This window comes from Thalassotalea coralli, assembly GCF_055786205.1.
This window is the reverse complement of the sequence record NZ_JBVVBK010000007.1, coordinates 327,177-343,316: the sequence shown is the minus strand read 5'-3', so window position 1 is coordinate 343,316 and position 16,140 is coordinate 327,177. Positions and strand designations below refer to the sequence as shown.

General features: G+C 42.7%; 15 protein-coding genes and 1 riboswitch. Of the genes, 3 read left to right on the top strand and 12 right to left on the bottom strand.

What is annotated here, in order from left to right; translation table 11 throughout:
* Positions 1-5: 5 nt before the first annotated feature.
* From ACOB80_RS18215 to ACOB80_RS18160, 12 genes are all read right to left on the bottom strand, one after another.
* Positions 6-872, bottom strand: coding sequence for a cobalamin-binding protein (locus ACOB80_RS18215; protein WP_473167293.1), 867 nt, complete (start codon positions 870-872; stop codon positions 6-8).
* A 29-nt stretch (positions 873-901) separates the two neighbouring features.
* The gene (gene cobO / locus ACOB80_RS18210; protein ID WP_473167292.1) at positions 902-1,516 is read right to left on the bottom strand and encodes a cob(I)yrinic acid a,c-diamide adenosyltransferase; all 615 of its coding nucleotides are present in this window, start codon (positions 1,514-1,516) and stop codon (positions 902-904) included.
* A gap of 1 nt (position 1,517) precedes the next feature.
* Complete coding sequence (locus tag ACOB80_RS18205) at positions 1,518-2,993, bottom strand: cobyric acid synthase (protein ID WP_473167291.1); 1,476 nt, start codon at positions 2,991-2,993, stop codon at positions 1,518-1,520.
* Positions 2,993-3,679: a histidine phosphatase family protein gene (locus tag ACOB80_RS18200; RefSeq protein ID WP_473167290.1), complete on the bottom strand. Its 687-nt coding sequence runs from the start codon at positions 3,677-3,679 to the stop codon at positions 2,993-2,995. Before ACOB80_RS18200 ends, ACOB80_RS18205 begins: the two co-directional genes overlap by 1 nt.
* The gene (cobU, locus tag ACOB80_RS18195; RefSeq protein ID WP_473167289.1) at positions 3,672-4,256 is read right to left on the bottom strand and encodes a bifunctional adenosylcobinamide kinase/adenosylcobinamide-phosphate guanylyltransferase; all 585 of its coding nucleotides are present in this window, start codon (positions 4,254-4,256) and stop codon (positions 3,672-3,674) included. Before cobU ends, ACOB80_RS18200 begins: the two co-directional genes overlap by 8 nt.
* Positions 4,253-5,104 carry an adenosylcobinamide-GDP ribazoletransferase gene (locus tag ACOB80_RS18190; RefSeq protein ID WP_473167288.1) on the bottom strand — a complete coding sequence of 284 codons (852 nt, stop codon included), beginning with the start codon at positions 5,102-5,104 and terminating at the stop codon, positions 4,253-4,255. Before ACOB80_RS18190 ends, cobU begins: the two co-directional genes overlap by 4 nt.
* Entirely contained in the window at positions 5,104-6,180 is a 1,077-nt protein-coding gene (gene cobT / locus ACOB80_RS18185; RefSeq protein ID WP_473167287.1) for a nicotinate-nucleotide--dimethylbenzimidazole phosphoribosyltransferase, read from the bottom strand. The genes ACOB80_RS18190 and cobT overlap by 1 nt, the downstream gene beginning before the upstream one ends.
* A gap of 2 nt (positions 6,181-6,182) precedes the next feature.
* Positions 6,183-7,172, bottom strand: a complete 990-nt coding sequence (locus tag ACOB80_RS18180) for a FecCD family ABC transporter permease (protein ID WP_473167286.1) — start codon at positions 7,170-7,172, stop codon at positions 6,183-6,185.
* Positions 7,169-7,948 carry an ABC transporter ATP-binding protein gene (locus ACOB80_RS18175; protein WP_473167285.1) on the bottom strand — a complete coding sequence of 260 codons (780 nt, stop codon included), beginning with the start codon at positions 7,946-7,948 and terminating at the stop codon, positions 7,169-7,171. The genes ACOB80_RS18180 and ACOB80_RS18175 overlap by 4 nt, the downstream gene beginning before the upstream one ends.
* Before the next feature lie 84 nt (positions 7,949-8,032).
* A riboswitch (cobalamin riboswitch) is annotated at positions 8,033-8,217 on the bottom strand.
* Positions 8,218-8,360: 143 nt separating this feature from the next.
* A complete protein-coding gene (locus tag ACOB80_RS18170) occupies positions 8,361-8,756 on the bottom strand; it encodes a hypothetical protein (protein WP_473167284.1) in 396 nt (131 codons plus the stop codon).
* Positions 8,757-8,928: 172 nt separating this feature from the next.
* Positions 8,929-9,345, bottom strand: coding sequence for a hypothetical protein (locus ACOB80_RS18165; RefSeq protein ID WP_473167283.1), 417 nt, complete (start codon positions 9,343-9,345; stop codon positions 8,929-8,931).
* A 151-nt stretch (positions 9,346-9,496) separates the two neighbouring features.
* Complete coding sequence (locus tag ACOB80_RS18160; RefSeq protein ID WP_473167282.1) at positions 9,497-10,678, bottom strand: M20 family metallopeptidase; 1,182 nt, start codon at positions 10,676-10,678, stop codon at positions 9,497-9,499.
* A gap of 359 nt (positions 10,679-11,037) precedes the next feature.
* On the opposite strand from ACOB80_RS18160, the gene ACOB80_RS18155 reads away from it, so the two are divergent.
* Genes ACOB80_RS18155 through ACOB80_RS18145 form a run of 3 tightly spaced genes read left to right on the top strand, consistent with a single transcriptional unit; the run spans position 11,038 to position 16,047 of the window.
* Positions 11,038-11,991: an ATP-grasp domain-containing protein gene (locus tag ACOB80_RS18155; RefSeq protein ID WP_473167281.1), complete on the top strand. Its 954-nt coding sequence runs from the start codon at positions 11,038-11,040 to the stop codon at positions 11,989-11,991.
* Between the two features lies 1 nt (position 11,992).
* On the top strand, positions 11,993-13,378 hold the full coding sequence (locus ACOB80_RS18150; protein ID WP_473167280.1) for an ATP-grasp domain-containing protein: 1,386 nt from the start codon (positions 11,993-11,995) through the stop codon (positions 13,376-13,378).
* 26 nt (positions 13,379-13,404) lie between these two features.
* Complete coding sequence (locus ACOB80_RS18145; protein ID WP_473167279.1) at positions 13,405-16,047, top strand: M14 family zinc carboxypeptidase; 2,643 nt, start codon at positions 13,405-13,407, stop codon at positions 16,045-16,047.
* The last annotated feature ends 93 nt before the right edge of the window (positions 16,048-16,140 follow it).

The following is a 16,140-nucleotide window of genomic DNA, read 5'->3' as shown; positions in this document are numbered from 1 at the left end:
GCAGGTTATTTGGCTCGCTGGCGAATCTCGTCAATTTGCTGACAAAGTAACGTTAATTCGTCTAACGAACGTATGGTCATCCGATGCATCTTGTCAGCATTCGGATGTAAAAATGCATTGTTTTTTACCGCTGGAATAGTCTTCCATTGTTGCCAGTTAATACTATCTGGCATGCTATTGCTGTGAGCGCTTGGCTGAATAATAATGTCAGGCGACGCTAACACCACATCTTCAACATTGATTTGCGGATAATCCGTTTTACTATCAATAAATGCGTTATTTACCTGACACAAATCCAGTTGCTGCTGCGGCCAAGCTTTTTTAGCAATGGTAGTTAACGGTCGCGGCCAAAGCTCATAAAATACAGAAATGGGCGCTTTATCTTGATATTGTGCTCGTAGCGCTTGCAAACCAGCCAAGTATCTTTGCGCAACTTGCTTGGCTGCTTCGTTTTTACCCGTTAGCTCACCAAGAAAAATAAGCTCCTCCGCCACTTCTTCGAGAGTTGTTGGCTTAGATTGCACTATGGGAATGCCAAAGCTTTTTAGGCGCTCAATATCATCGCTTGGACTGCCAGATTTCCACGCAATAATCAGATCTGGATCCGACGCTAATATTTGCTCTATGTTCAATCGTGCGTAGTTGCCAACTCGAGGAATTTCTTTAGCAGCTTCAGGGAAGTCGGCATGCTCAGTCGTACCAATAATTAAATCACCAGCGCCTATCGCATAAAGGTTTTCAACAATATGCGGCGCTAACGCAATAATACGTTTCGCAGGTGCTGTCTCTTTATTTTCACTTTTGTCAGTTGCACCTACTACAATAGAAAATGAAAGTGCAAAGACAAAACACAGGTAATGAAAAAACTTCATAGTCGTTCCTTTTTATCGATTGGCGGTGCTTACCAATCAATGCCTTTTTGTACTTTGATGCCTGAATCAAAAGCGTGCTTCAAAGATTGTACTTCCGATACAGTATCTGCCATTTCCGTTAGACGGCGATGAGCACCTCGACCAGTAACAATGACATGTTGCCCTTCTGGGCGATTAGCAATAGTCTCTAGTACTTCGTCGATATCTAAGTAGTTGTAACTCAACATATAGGTTAATTCGTCCAGTAAAATAGTATTTACCGACGCATCAGCAAGTAACTTTTTCGCTTCCTGCCACACTTTATCTGCAGCCGCCATATCGAGTTCTTTATTTTGTGTTTCCCAAGTAAAACCGGTTTTCATCACATAAAATGGAACACCGTTTTGCTCTAACAAGTTGCGTTCGCCACACTCCCAAGTACCTTTGATAAACTGGCATACAGCCGCTTTCAAACCATGGCCAACAGAGCGCGTTACCATACCAAAGCCTGATGTGGATTTACCCTTACCATTACCTGTAATTACCAAAAGTAAGCCTTTATCTTCAGTAGCATTCGCAATGCGCTGATCGACTTTTTCTTTTACTTTTTGTTGTCGAGCTTTATGTTTTTCTTGCTTAGTTTGATTCTCTTTTTCTGTGCTCATGTTAGTTTCCCCATTGTGCAATTAAGTGCGTTAACTGTTTCATATCTAAATGCTCGTGGCAGACATCCGCCAACTTATCGATGGCCTGTTCTTGTATTTCAGCCAAATCATGGTGTTCTGACAAAGCTGTCTCGCACCAGCTTGCTAATTCTTGGATCGCTTGGTCGTTATCGAAAATGCCATGCAAGTAACAACCAGCAATGTTGCCGTCATCATTCATCATGCCTTGTGCTTGATTTTCGATGCTAAGAATGGTGTTGGTCGACTCGGTAGCAAGACTCTCACCCATATGAATTTCATAGCCTGATACGTCAACATTGCCACCGGCTAAATTCAATTTACCAGTGCAATTTTTGAGTGTTTTCTCTTTAGCAAGCTCTGTCGTCATGGGTAAAAAGCCAAGCCCTTTACTTTCACCGGCTTCACCTTCTACACCGTATTTATCAATAATTAAACTGCCTAGCATTTGGTAACCACCACAAATGCCAAACACCTTACCGCCATAGCGAATATGACGCGCAATCTGTTTATCCCAGCCTTGCTCAACAATGAAAGCAAGGTCCGCTCGCGTATTTTTACTGCCGCCAAGGATGATTAAATCTGCTGCAGGTAAATCGGTTTTATGAAGCTCGGAGGCATAAACAAATTGGAAATTTATTTCAGGGTGAAGTTGCAAGGCATCAAAGTCATTGTGATTACTCATACGCGGCGTAACAGGCACGATAACGTTTAACTTAGTACCTTTATCTTCTTGACGCACCGTTACCGCATCTTCTGCTGCAATATGTAAACCGTGAATGTAGGGTAAAACACCAAGAACAGGCTTTCCGGTTCTCTCTTCTAACCAGTCTAATCCCGACTCTAAAAGCGCAATATCACCGCGAAAACGGTTAATAACGAAACCAATTACGCGCTTTTGCTCACTCTCACTTAACAGCGCTAGCGTACCAACTAAATGAGCAAAGACACCGCCTTTATCGATATCAGCGATAAGAATAACTGGACAATCAGCTTGCTCAGCAAACCCCATATTAGCGATATCTCGTTTGCGCAAATTGATTTCAGCAGGGCTACCCGCACCTTCTACCATGACATAATCGTAGTTGGCGGTTAAACGGTTATAGGAATCAAATACCGCTGCCCGCGCTATGTCTTTGTAGTGATGGTAATCCACAGCGCTCATTTGCTCTAACGCTTTACCCTGAATGATCACTTGTGCGTTTTTGTCTGAAGATGGCTTTAACAAAATAGGGTTAAAATCAATGGAAAGCTCGACATTGGCCGCTTGGGCTTGAACCGCTTGTGCGCGACCTATTTCCCCGCCACACGGAGTCACTGCGCTATTTAATGCCATGTTTTGTGGTTTAAACGGTGCTACTTTATGCCCTTGCCTAGCAAGAATACGACACAGGGCCGCAACTAGCGTCGATTTGCCCGCATCACTTGTTGTGCCTTGCACCATTAAGGTATTGGACATTACGCAGATTCCTTATGATCGGCACCAAGACCTGACTGAAGGTAAATTCGGTCACTATCTTCAACCAAAGGCTTACCAATATGTTTAACACGAGCGCCAGATTCAGTCAGCGTTATCTGGGTTATGCTTGCATAGCCTATTGCCAGCTGTGTGTACCAATTGGGATTACGAAAATCGATGTTAAGCAAGTGCGCTAAGATCATGCGAATAACCCCGCCATGGCACACCACAAGAATATCGCCTTTGTCTTTGCTCACCTGACTCAATATATTTTGCCACGCTTGAACAACGCGATAGCTAAAGCCCGTTAAAAGCTCAGCTTCAGGCAGCGAATGTTGTACGGGATTTTGCCAGAACTTCTCTAGCTGCGACCAAATATCTTGATCTTGATGAACATCATCAAACGGCGTACCGTCGAAACGGCCAAAGTTCATTTCTTTTAAATCAGTATCTTGCTTAATCTGACTAATATGTTGAACGGCAGCGATTTGTTCTGACAGTGACAAGCAACGAATTAATGGTGAGCTAATCACTTGCTCTATTTGAATATTTTTGTCCTGTAAATATTGCCCAAGCTTTTCAACAATCAGTCGATTTTCTTCTGGCGTAACAGTGATATCAGTATGACCATAAAGTGCCGCGGGCCCATCAACCTTACCATGTCGAAGTAAATAGATATTAGCCACGAGCAGCTCCTTTAATTGATATCGGGATGCCTGAAACCACTAAAGTCACTTCATCCGCTATTTTCGCCGTTGCCTGATTAACCCATCCGGCATGATCAACAAAAAGTCGGCTTAATTCACCTAATGGCACAATGCCACTGCCAACTTCGTTAGTAACAATAACAATATCGAGTCGGTATTGATGCTTTAAAAAGGCAGCAACAAGCGCTTCTCTTTGCTTAGTAAGCATGTCGTGTTGTTGTTCGCTGGTTAAGCCATCAACTTCTAACAACAAGTTGTTAAGCCACAAGGTTAAACAGTCAATCAGTACGCTACTGCCATCAGCAAATCTGTCTAAGGTATCTGCTATCGATACTGGGCACTCTATAAGCTGCCAATTATGCTGCACTCTATCTTGTTGATGTAAGGCAATGCGCTGCTGCATTTCTTGGTCAAATGCTTGCGCAGTCGCGAGATAAATAGGAGCCAAATCTTTAGCACCTTTTCCCGCAACTTTCTCAGCACACATGACCAATACTCGCTGTTCAGCAAAACTAGACTTTCCACTGCGAGCGCCACCTGTAACAAGATGAATCATTGAGCTGCTCCCGTCACTAACCCTTGAGGTATTTGAAAAAATGCATGCTGCACAATTACCAAGTAAATCAGCAATTCTGCTATCTGTTGCGCCGCGCCAAGGCAATCACCAGTAAAGCCTCCAAGCCTATTCATTAACCAACGGCGATACCACCAACGAAACGCTAATAGCACTGCGGTAAGCTTTAATACGAAAGAAAAATTAAAGCCTTCTGGAAGAAACAAAACAGGAGCGCCTCCTATTGCCAGCAAAATAACAAGCTCATGACCTGATTGTTGTTGCGCTAAAGGCTTACTCTTGCTTTTCGCATCTTCACTGACGTAAGGCATGGTAAAGATTAAGCTGCCAGCAACCGCTCGAGACAAAGCATGTGCCACCACTAACGCGATAAACGCTATACCTAACTGAGCTAGCTCAGTAAGTGCGCTAAACATAATCAAAGCACTAGCGATTAATGCAACCGTACCATAAGTGCCAATGCGGCTATCTTTCATGATATCGAGACGCCTCTCTATCGTGTAACCACCACCGATACCATCAGCCATATCAGCTAAACCGTCCTGATGAAAAGCGCCAGTGAGTAACAAACTTATTGTCATAACACATGCTATGGTCACAGACGCTGGAAAATATTGCGCCAGTAGTTGGTATGCAAAAGCAAGTATCAGCCCTAAAGCCACACCCACCAAAGAAAAATAACGATTTGACTTGTTTAAGCGCAGTGGAGAATAAGCCACTTTAACCGGCACAGGAATACGAGTAAAAAACTGCAATGCCAATAAAAAATACTGCCACTGCTGGTATACCTTTATCCCTAACCTTTTATGGTTAAACAATGGTACTGACATTACACAGTAACTCCTGCGCTTTCAAAACTTGCCATATCGTTATAAAACGCTGTAGTTGCCTGTAATAAGGGATAAGCGAGTGCCGCCCCAGTTCCTTCACCTAATCGCAACGACAAATCAAGTAATGGTGTCGCTTCCAGTGCTTCGAGTATTTTTTGGTGAGCCTGTTCATGGGATTTGTGGGCAAAAATCATATAATCACGGCTATTTGGCGCTATTTTCGTCGCTAACAATGCAGCTACTGATACGATAAAGCCATCTATAAGCATAGGCAGTTTCGCTTGAGCGCCGCCTAACATAGCCCCTGTCATCTGCACGATTTCAAATCCTGCTAACTCAGCCATCAAAGCAAGAATGTCAGTTTCAGACGCTAATGTATTTTCAACAATGCTCTTGCGAGATACAGCTTGTTCAACCAAACACACTTTTAGCTGAAGTTGCTCATTGGTGATGCCAGTACCTAAGCCAACCGCTTGTTCAGCCGTTAGTCCTAACAAAGCACAAACTAAGGCTGAAGCACTACTGGTATTGGCAATACCCATTTCACCAAACATAAGTAGATTTTTACCCGATTTAGCAGCCTTTTCAGCTAATTTAGCGCCAAGTTCAATGCCCTTTGCTACTTGTTCGACACTCATAGCCGCTTGTTCACTGAAATCTACTGTTCCTGTGCCTAAACGTTGTTCAATAAAGTTATGATGCTGCTGCGCAATGTCGTTAGGGATAGGCAGTTTTATACCGCAGTCAATCACCTGCATATCAATGGTAAACTGTCGGCAAAAGCAGTTAATCGCCGCCCCACCAGCTAGAAAGTTCATCACCATCTGATGAGTCACTTCACTCGGTGCAATACTAACGCCTTTAGCAGCAATGCCATGATCGCCAGCAAAAACCAACATTTGTGGTGCGTTAACAGAGATAGACTGCCACTGCCCTGTGCTTCCACTTTCAATGTTTGCCAGCTGTAAAGCTGTTGATTCCAATGCGCCTAATGCGCCTAATGGCTTAGTTTTCTGATCGATTTTCGCTTGGATTTGTTCAGAAAATTCACGAGCTAATGGTTCGATGGTAAACATGACTACATCCTACGCATTAAGAAAAGAAAGAAGATACTGCCGATGACCGAAGTGATAACGCCGATAGGAATTTCTTGCCCAGCAACGATGGTACGTGCAATAACATCAACCCATATCAAGAAGCAGCCACCAATAAAGCCAGCACTTAGCAGCAACTTCGCCGTGGTAATACCAAAAAACGGTCTTACGATGTGCGGGATCATCAAGCCAACAAAAGCAATGCCACCACAATAAGAAACGATAACAGCAGTCATGGCCGCACAAGCAACAAGCGCCACAATGCGCACTAACGCAACATTAACGCCTAGCGTTCTTGCACTTTCGTCAGAGAGTAATAGCGCATCTAATTGACGTGAAAAGACTAAGGCGAGTAAACAGCAGCATAAAATCACAGGAACAACCACAGACAGCGCCATATAATCTGCTCGAGCAACTGAGCCCATCAGCCAGAAAATGACGCGATTTGCCGCAAATGCCTCACCAAAATATAAGATAAAGCTGGTAAATGCGCTCAACATAAAAGAAACAGCAACGCCGGCAAGCAATAAATGCTCTATTCGGCGCCAGCTGTTATGCATCAACACTAAAACAACGATAAAGACCGCAAATAGCGCACCTAAAAATGCGGCAACAGGAACTGAAAACACCTGCCAAGGTGGCGGCAATAAGCTTGCTAAAGTAGCACCTAGACCTGCGCCAGAAACGATACCGAATAAGTAAGGGTCAGCAAGTGGATTTCGAGTGACATTTTGCATCAAGGCGCCCGCTGCTGCTAAAGCAAACCCAGCAAAGAAACCCATAATGACTCGAGGCAATCTAATGTCGACTAAGATGGTCTCGTAAATGGGACGTTGGCACTCATCGGTTAAACACTGCCAAACATTTTTAAAACCTAGTTCTGCCGTACCGAAGCCCATCGCTAACAACATAGAAGTAATGGTGATGGCCAGTAATAGCAATGATGATTGCCAAAAAGATAATCGTTTGATCATGGCTGAACTCCGGCAAAGGAAACACGTAACTTATGCGTAATCGGATGTTCATCCACTAAGCAATCTAAGTGGAACACTTCTTTGATAAGTGCTTCTGTTAAGACTTGTTCAGGTTCCGCGAAAGCAAGTGCTCGGCCCTGATGAATCAACAATAAGCGATCGCAATACTGCGCTGCTAAATTAAGATCGTGAATTGTCATCACCACGGATAAACCGAGTTCTTTCACGAATGACAATATCTGATGTTGATAATAGATATCTAAATGATTAGTAGGTTCGTCCATAATCAACAACTTAGGTTGTTGAACGAGGGCTCGAGCAATCATACAGCGCTGTTGCTCACCACCAGATAAGGTACTAAACACTTGCTCTCGTTTATCGAGTAAATCTACTTTGATTAACGCATCGGTCACCGACTTTCTGTCTTGGTCGGTATCTCGCTCAAAATAAGACTTGTGAGGAATAAGCCCCATGGCAACAATATCGTTTACAGACAAGGCAAAAATAGCATCGTATTGCTGGCCTACAACTGCCACTTTCTGAGCAACTTCTTTGCGGCTAAGTAAGTTAAGCGGCATATCGTCTAACGTAACATTGCCCGAATCAACAGTATTTTCTTGGTATAAACATTTAAGTAGCGAAGTTTTGCCTGCGCCATTAGGACCAACAATACCAACAACTTCACCGCAATTCGCAGCAAAGCTAACGCCATCAACAATAACCTTATTGTCGACCTGCCAGGTAATGTTATCTGCTTGTAATCGTTGACTCGCCATAATCCACTAAAAACATCTATTCAGTGCAGGCGAACAGAAAGGCTAGACGAAAATCATCTAGTACTTACCGAGTAACCCGCACGGTGTGTAAAAAATTTCATGGCAGGTCTCCTGACTTATAGGGGTAACCCAAGCTTCCCCTTCCCAGTCAAAAACCAGTGGATGAAAACTCAGCCCTACTTACAGTTGCGGGAACAGTTGTGGACTTACACCACATTCCCTTTTAAGCGGATTTATTTAGAAAAATGAACATTAAGATCACTTAAACAAATCTGCACCATAAAAAGCGGCGACACTCTAGCACAGAAAACAAGCTTTTACCAAGAATTAGAAGTATAGACGTCCAAAACGGCAAATTTATAATGTATACCAACTTGAGTGGGTAAATTTGAAAATAAGATGGATAAGATAACTACCAAGGACCGATCATGTAATCTAAGGTAGATAAAAACAAACTCCAACAAAATGCAGGAAGAGCACTCACCAATATGTACCAGTATCGAGCGGGACTCTTGGTTATTTGATTAACGATTTGAGCTAAAATAAAAGATAAGAAAGCAATCAGCAGAAAACCACCGATAAGCCCATAGAAAAAAAATGATGTAGTACCAGAGTTAAAGGCACTTTCAACAGTGACAGAACCATTAACCGAGTATGGGCCAAAATACCCAAACAATGGCACTGGGTAACGAAAAAACAGCATAAACGCTATTGACGTAATCCAGTTAAATAGTATTGCTGCAAGCAACACCCACCTGTTAAACGTGATACTCGCGGATTGCGCTGAGTTATCCGTGTGAATATCCATTATTTCGCTTACTCCTTAGTCCATCAAGCTACATATCAAAACAGTAACTGTATTACAAATCAAGCACTTCTCCACACTGGTTCACATAAAAAAAGCCAACCGGTTAAGGTTGGCTAGGACAAGAAATGTTGCGAGCATTTTCTTTAATTCAATAAAACACGTTTAGCTGATGTTACTTAACGATGACCTCGTTACCGTTAACTACGTAAACGTTATTTCCCTCAGTTACACCAGTACACTGTTGATTAGGACCAGAACACCAAGCATCAACTACCTTCAGTTCACCTTTAACTTCAACAATATAGCGCCAGCCATAAACAGTTTGTTGCTTTTTGGCTGCTTGACGTTTTGCACCAATTAATCCACCGACAACCTTGGCAGCATCGTTACCGCTACCAGAGCCAAAAGCTGAACCTATGCCAACACCAACGGCTGCACCTAATAATGGCTTACCATCTTTACCCGCTTTTGTCGTAATAACTTCAGCTTTTTTAATGACGCCCTCTTCAACGGTAGACTGAGCGAATGTTGCAAAACTTAAACCCATCATAGCAACGGCAGAAATTAGGGTGACTAAATACTTTTTCATTTCGGCTTCCTGTTTCGATTCAATGACAACAGTATAGGTGTTACATTCCTGTTTCATTGTTAACAATTGTTAACTGAGTGAAGCAATTTGTAGCTGCTTTTTTAACCAAGCAGCTACTAGAGGTAAAATTGATAGGTTGCTTTAAGGAAAACTAAGCGACATTTTCTATGTCTTCTGACGATTGCTGAGGCTCTAATTGATTCTGTTCACCATTTAGAGCATTTAAAATTTTACTCACTAATACAACGCGCCCTGCTAAACTTTCCTTACAAGCTCGCTCATTAACGGTATGGTCGCCATCGCCAAATGGCCCAAAACCATCTAGAGTTGCTAAACCCGCGCCTGAAGCAACATTGGCATCACTTACCCCACCTCGGCGCTCTAATTTAAACGGATACCCTGTTATTTTCTCTAGGCGCTGAATAAGTGCCACTTGGTTATCACTGGTTTCCATCACATCGCGTTGCAATCCACCGGATAGTTTTACAGATACACCTTTTACCTTAGGTGCATTAGCAATTTCTTCAATTGCATCTAAGACACGACGCTTTTCGTCACTATCGGTAAAGCGGGCTTCTACTTTTATTTTTGCGCTAGGCGAAATCGTATTAGCACCTATGCCACCCGACATTTTCCCAGCATTAACGGTGGTGCCACGGGAAAGTTTAGTTAAACTCGATAAAGCGATAATCATGTGAGCCGCGGCTAAGTTTGCGTCAGCACCATCAGAAAAATGATTACCTGCATGTGCGGCCTTACCTTCAAGCTCTATATCAAAAGTAGCAACACCTTTTCTTGCAATCACCACGTTGTCTTCAGGACCAGCTGCTTCAAATACTAAGCAAATATCGTAATCTTGAGCGATGGACGCTGTGACGTGTTTGCTATCATCACTGCCGGTTTCTTCATCGCTCACCATCAGCACGTCGATATTGCTCACTTGCCCGTGTTCAGCTAGAACATTTCTTAATGCTAACAAGGCAACGTAATTTCCACCTTTCATGTCACACACGCCAGGTCCATATATCCACTTTTCATCTTGTGAGAACCCTTCAAAAGTATTCGGTGGAAATACGGTATCGAAATGACCTAACAACAGCACTTTAACCCCTGCTGTTTTCGGGCTGACATACAAATGATGATTGCCAATGTTTTCACGTGCAAAAACACGGTCTTGAAAGCCAAGCTCAGACATCCATTGCCCATAAAGCGCCGCAACTTCATCTACACCTGCTTTATTTTTCGTGTAAGAGTTAATGTTAATCAAGGCGGCTAATTCCTGATAATCCACCTTTAATGCTTTCTGCTCTGTGTTTGCCGTTTCTATTGCCACTTCTATATCTCCGTTATACACATGACCCGTATTAGTTCGATTTCAACTGCATTTACCCCACGAGTTCTGCTGCGAACTCTGTCTTCGACATTTGCCTCGAACATTGCTTACGATTTGTACAGGCTATTTCAGCGCTTGAACTTGGCAGTAATATGACAATTTCAAGTCGAAACGATGAAATTTTCACATAACTGTTCCACCAGTTTTCAGATGACAGAAACGCGACATTTTTGTGAATTATTTTTGTCAAAAATCATTCGTCATATATCGGTAATAACCCTTGCCTAGTCTTGCCTTTCACTCATAACTTGCACTGCAAAATCTTGGCAAAAAATCGAAAATTTTAAGGAAGCAAATTCATGGCTAAACACCGTATTGGTACGTGGATGTATAAAAATGGCGGCGGAGACCAAATACATGACAAACTCACCGAACTTTTAAGAGAAAGAGACATTGAAGTCGTTTCGAATTTAAACCTTGCAAGAGCAGTAGCTACTAAAGGTGAAATTATTTGCAACGGGATAGCCATGGAAGAACTAGATGCGTTTTTCTCCTATAACGCAGGTAAGCAGACACAGTATCAAATGTACCTTTACCAAACGCTAAACGATTCTATTCCTTGCTTAAACAACTATGACGCTTTTGCGCTAACTGAAGACAAATTTAGAACCGCTCATCGACTTAACCGTGCAGGAGTAAATACTGCCGAATACAAAATGCTGAAATCGAAAGATAAAAAACGCTTAAAGAAAACGCTTAAAGATTGGGACGGACGCCTCGTCTATAAGCCTACCGATGGCTGGGGTGGCATGGGCATCGTAAAAATAGAAAACCAACGTGCACTAGACATGCTTTTTCCATTTTTAGATCAAACCAATATCCCCCACTTTTATGTAGAGCGCTTTGTTAACTACGACCACACCGATTTGCGCATTGACATTGTTGACGGCGAATTCGTCGGTTGCTACGGCCGTAAAGCGCCCAAGAACGATTGGAAAACCAATATCACCAGCGGCGGCTCAATCTTACTGCGCGAGCCGAGCGATGAAGCCGTTGCTATAGCAAAGCGCGCTGCGCAAATTACTGGCTTAGAAATAGCCGGTGTAGACCTTATTTATGATCTGGACAGAGAAGAATATGTTGTACTCGAAGTAAATGGCATTCCAGCCTTTGCTACCCCAGAGCAGCAAGCCTTAGGGCTTGATTTCAACGACAAGAAAATCGAGAAAATTGTCGACCTAATCCACCGCAAAGTGGACAACTCAATTAGCTACTTATCTGAAGTTAAATCAGTACAACAGGTTAATATTTAACATGAAAAAATCTACTTCTTTACCAAAACTTGGTTTTATATACCTAGATCACGTTCTTCGTTTCTTTGATAAATCTAACTTTAAAGGCTGGCCAGACAAAATCGAATCTGTGGTTTATCACTGGGGCAACGATAAACAGCGCTTTATCAAAGAAGTTAAGCGCAAAAAAATCGAGGTTTTAATTGGCAACATTCCGGCCACAGCATACGAGACTTTCCGCGAAATCGCGCGTGAATTACCTAATGTTAAATTTGTTCCTTCACTCGATGCGCAGTTTGCGAACAAATCAAAAGAGAACGTGACCCACTTTTGTCAAAAGTACAATTTGCCGATTCCGAAAACAGATATCTTTTACGAAGCCGAAGAAGCCATGGCATTTTTGTCAAAAACCTCTTACCCGAAAATTATCAAGAAATCTTACGGCCCTTCAAACTATGGTGGTTATTACGTTCACAAAGTTGATACTTTCAAAGAAGCACAAGCCTTACTTTCCCATAAAAAGTACTACCCCGTTTACGTTCAAGAATTTGTCCCTATGGCGGCAGATATTCGCGTTATGTTAGTGGGACACCGACCAATTTGTGCCTTTTGGCGCAGGCCACCTGAAGGTGAATGGTTAACGAACACCAGCCAAGGCGGCTCGATGGATTACACCAATGTACCGCAAAAAGCCTTAGACATAGCCGTGAAAGCATCAAAGGCAGCGAATGCAGAATACTGGGCATGTGATATTGCATTGGGTGTTGACGGCAAATTTCGCATCTTAGAGTGTGCTACCGCTTTTGCTGCCTTTCCGTATGTGCGCGATTGGATTGGGCAATACCTGATGTGGAGCCTGTCGAACGGTCAATTTAAAAAGCCATATATTCCATTATTTAACTGGGAAGAGTTAGGCAAAATCCGCTCTAGCTTACTACGCACTATGCGCCATATTACTTTTGGTGAATATACGCCGAGTTATGATGCAGGTGATGCGCTAGCGCGTGAAGAGCTTTGGTCACTGTTACCTATTGAACTTAGAGGCAAAGAAGAATGGCCGAGCGAAGAGTGGAATTTTCAAGATAACTACATCCCACGCTCAATGCGCGAACAAGCCCTATTAAGCCAACAGTCTGCAGAAATTGTCGAACTTGGTTTAGAAGATTCAGGTGATTCGGAAAACGAACTTCCACAACTGACTGAAGCGGAATTGGTTGAGTTTTTCTCTTCAGTAAAAGGTATTGGCAAAGTCATGGCAAACAACATTGTTGAATCACTTGGCGCACTCGAGTGCATTGTCGCTTTAACAAAAGATCCACTGCCACTGCTTCAAGTTAAAAACTTAAAAGAAAAGAAACTGGAAGCCATATTACTGGCATGGCAAGAAAAAACTCAAGTAACGGCATAATAGCGGCACGCTAAGGTAAACAGCAGATGAAAAAGCAATACACATCATACGATCAAACACTCGCTTTTCTTGAAAAAGCGATGGGAGAACACCCCCATTTAATTCGCCTGAAGAATATTGGCTACACGTGGGAAAACAGGCCAATTATGCTGGTAACCTTGTCGTTAGATGTAGAGTATGCTGATCAAAAACCTGCGTTGTTATACACGGGCACTATTCACGCTCGAGAATGGATTGGTAATGAGTTAGCGATTAAATTTATTGAGTATGTGATCGCTAACTATCAATTCAACCCCAAGCTAAAAGCGGCACTAACACGAAACACTCTGTATATGGTGCCCTGCCTAAACCCTGATGGTTTCGAATATTCTCGCAACCACTTTTCTTTTTGGCGCAAAAATCGTCGCGATAACAAAGACGGCACTTTTGGTGTTGATCTTAACCGTAACTTTTCAGTGCGCTTTCGAAAAAGTAATGACACAAACTCCAATATTTATGGTGGGCCTGAAGCGTTTTCAGAGCCTGAAACCCGAGCGATTAGAGACTTTGTGTTATCGCGAAAAAATATCACCATTGCATTAGATTATCACTCGCAAGGTAACGTCTTTTTTCCTGCCCATAAATTTAACCATGAAACGGAAATTGAAGGCACTGACTTAAACGTTTTATGTGCCAATATGAACCGCGAAATTCACAAAGTAACCGGCAGAAAGTACGGCATACATCGCGGCAAACCGCCTGCTAATTTAATAAACGGTAGTGGTAGAGAGTTTTACTATTCACTCGGTATTTTGGCCACAGTAGTTGAAGTAGGTACGCGCAACATTCCTGACTACTTAGTGAATATGTCACAAAGTGTTGATGAAAATATTCCGGCTGTGCTTTATGCACTTTCTGAAGCCATAAACTATTCGCCTATTGCGCCAAAGCGCCCAGACAGTTTCAGCTTAGTAGAAATAGATAATAATAACGCTACCTTGAGCTGGCAGTATTCAGGTGAAAACGAAGTCTACTTTGAGGTGTATCGCAGCCAACACGTAAAATCGCCCACCTGCGATGGCAGTTTAGTGGCTATTACAAAAGCGATGCAGTTTACCGATGTACAGCTGAAAAGCGGTCAAAAATACTATTACAACCTGCGTGCTGTAGACTCGGTAACTAAAATTAAATCGCCATTTGCCCCAGAGCTAAAAGTAAAAACCGAGCTGAACAATGATGAGTTTTCTCGTGCGCTATTTCCTTCGAAAAAAGATGTAGGCTATGTTAGCCAGCGCCTGCTAGACAAAAATAAAGAGCACTTCGGCCACAACTCTATGTTCGTCGGTGTAAATAAACGCAAAGGCATTTGTTATGGCATCGTGGTATTTTCGTTAGAAAACTTACCCGATGATGCCAAGTTAAAAAGCGCAAATTTCTCGTTGTACCCGATGAACCGCGTAAACGCCAAAGTAGAAAATTTTGGCGAATGGACGGTATCTATTTTAGATGCTAATGAAATTAGTGACGTGACAGACTTCAATCAAATTCAACAAGCAACACCCATTCAAACCTTAGGCCAGGCTATTACTTCTGATCAGCTCACCCAAGGCATTTGGAGTGAATGGACCTTTAACGTTAATGAGCGTTATTTGCTAAAACAAGCGATAAAATCGGGCCATGTGATTTTGCGCATTGAAGGACCTCAAAAGCTGCCGCTAGGTGCAGACTCGCAAATGATGCAGTTTGATATCGGTTATGGACGCTTTGGAGCAGGTATTCATTACCGCCCTAACCTAGAGCTTATTTACACGCGCACACCACAAAGTATTTCGTTAGAGCCTACAGCCCTTAACACCATTAACAAATACGCTGTCATTGAAAACCAGCTTAGCTCAGGCTTTGATGCCGAAGGCGATATTGTTTACGGGCAAATGGAATTTTCACTGAACGCGTTGCCTCAATCAGACAAAACGGTCATCACCAACGCTTATTTGGTGATGAGCAATAAAACTGTGATGAACTCTAACAAGGACACGCGCTTTACCATTGAAATGGCGGGCTTGAAAGACGTTGATTATCAAAGCGTAAAAAACCGCAAAAAGAAAGAGTTTATAGGCTATGAAGTTAGCGCACTGCAACTGAAAGAAAAGTCGCCCCATCACTTTATTCTCGACAGTTTTTGTAAGCAACAACTCGAAAAACTGCAACATGAAAATAAGCCAGTGTACTTAATTATTAGAGCAACTGCGTCGTCAAGCGATACCAGTGAGCAGATTGACTGGCATGGAGAATCTGGCGCACAGCCACCGCAATTAGTCATAGAATATATTCACCGCCGTAAAAACCCTGTTGCCCCTGCAACTCAGTTAACGACACAAATTGAGAACGGTGCGGTTAAACTCAGTTGGCAAAACCCAAATGATGAAGATTTCGTTGGCTGTTTTGTGGTGCGCAATCGATTCCACCCCCCTAAATCTCCATTAGATGGCGTGAAACTATACGGTGGCCCAGACAATTACACCTATGACAACTTCGGTAACGGAAACCTTGCTAAGTATTACTCGGTATTTACTTACGACGATGTACCAAATTACTCAGAGCCAGTAAGCGTTTATTACACCTCTGATGAAACCATCGTGATTGAAGAACAAGAGTACGAAATTCAAGACGACGACGAGATTATTCGTTAGCCATAACACTCCTAAGAGTTAGCACAATGGGTAGTTACTGAGAATGCTTGGTAAATACCCATTTCACTTAAAGGCAGCCATAAGCTTCTAATG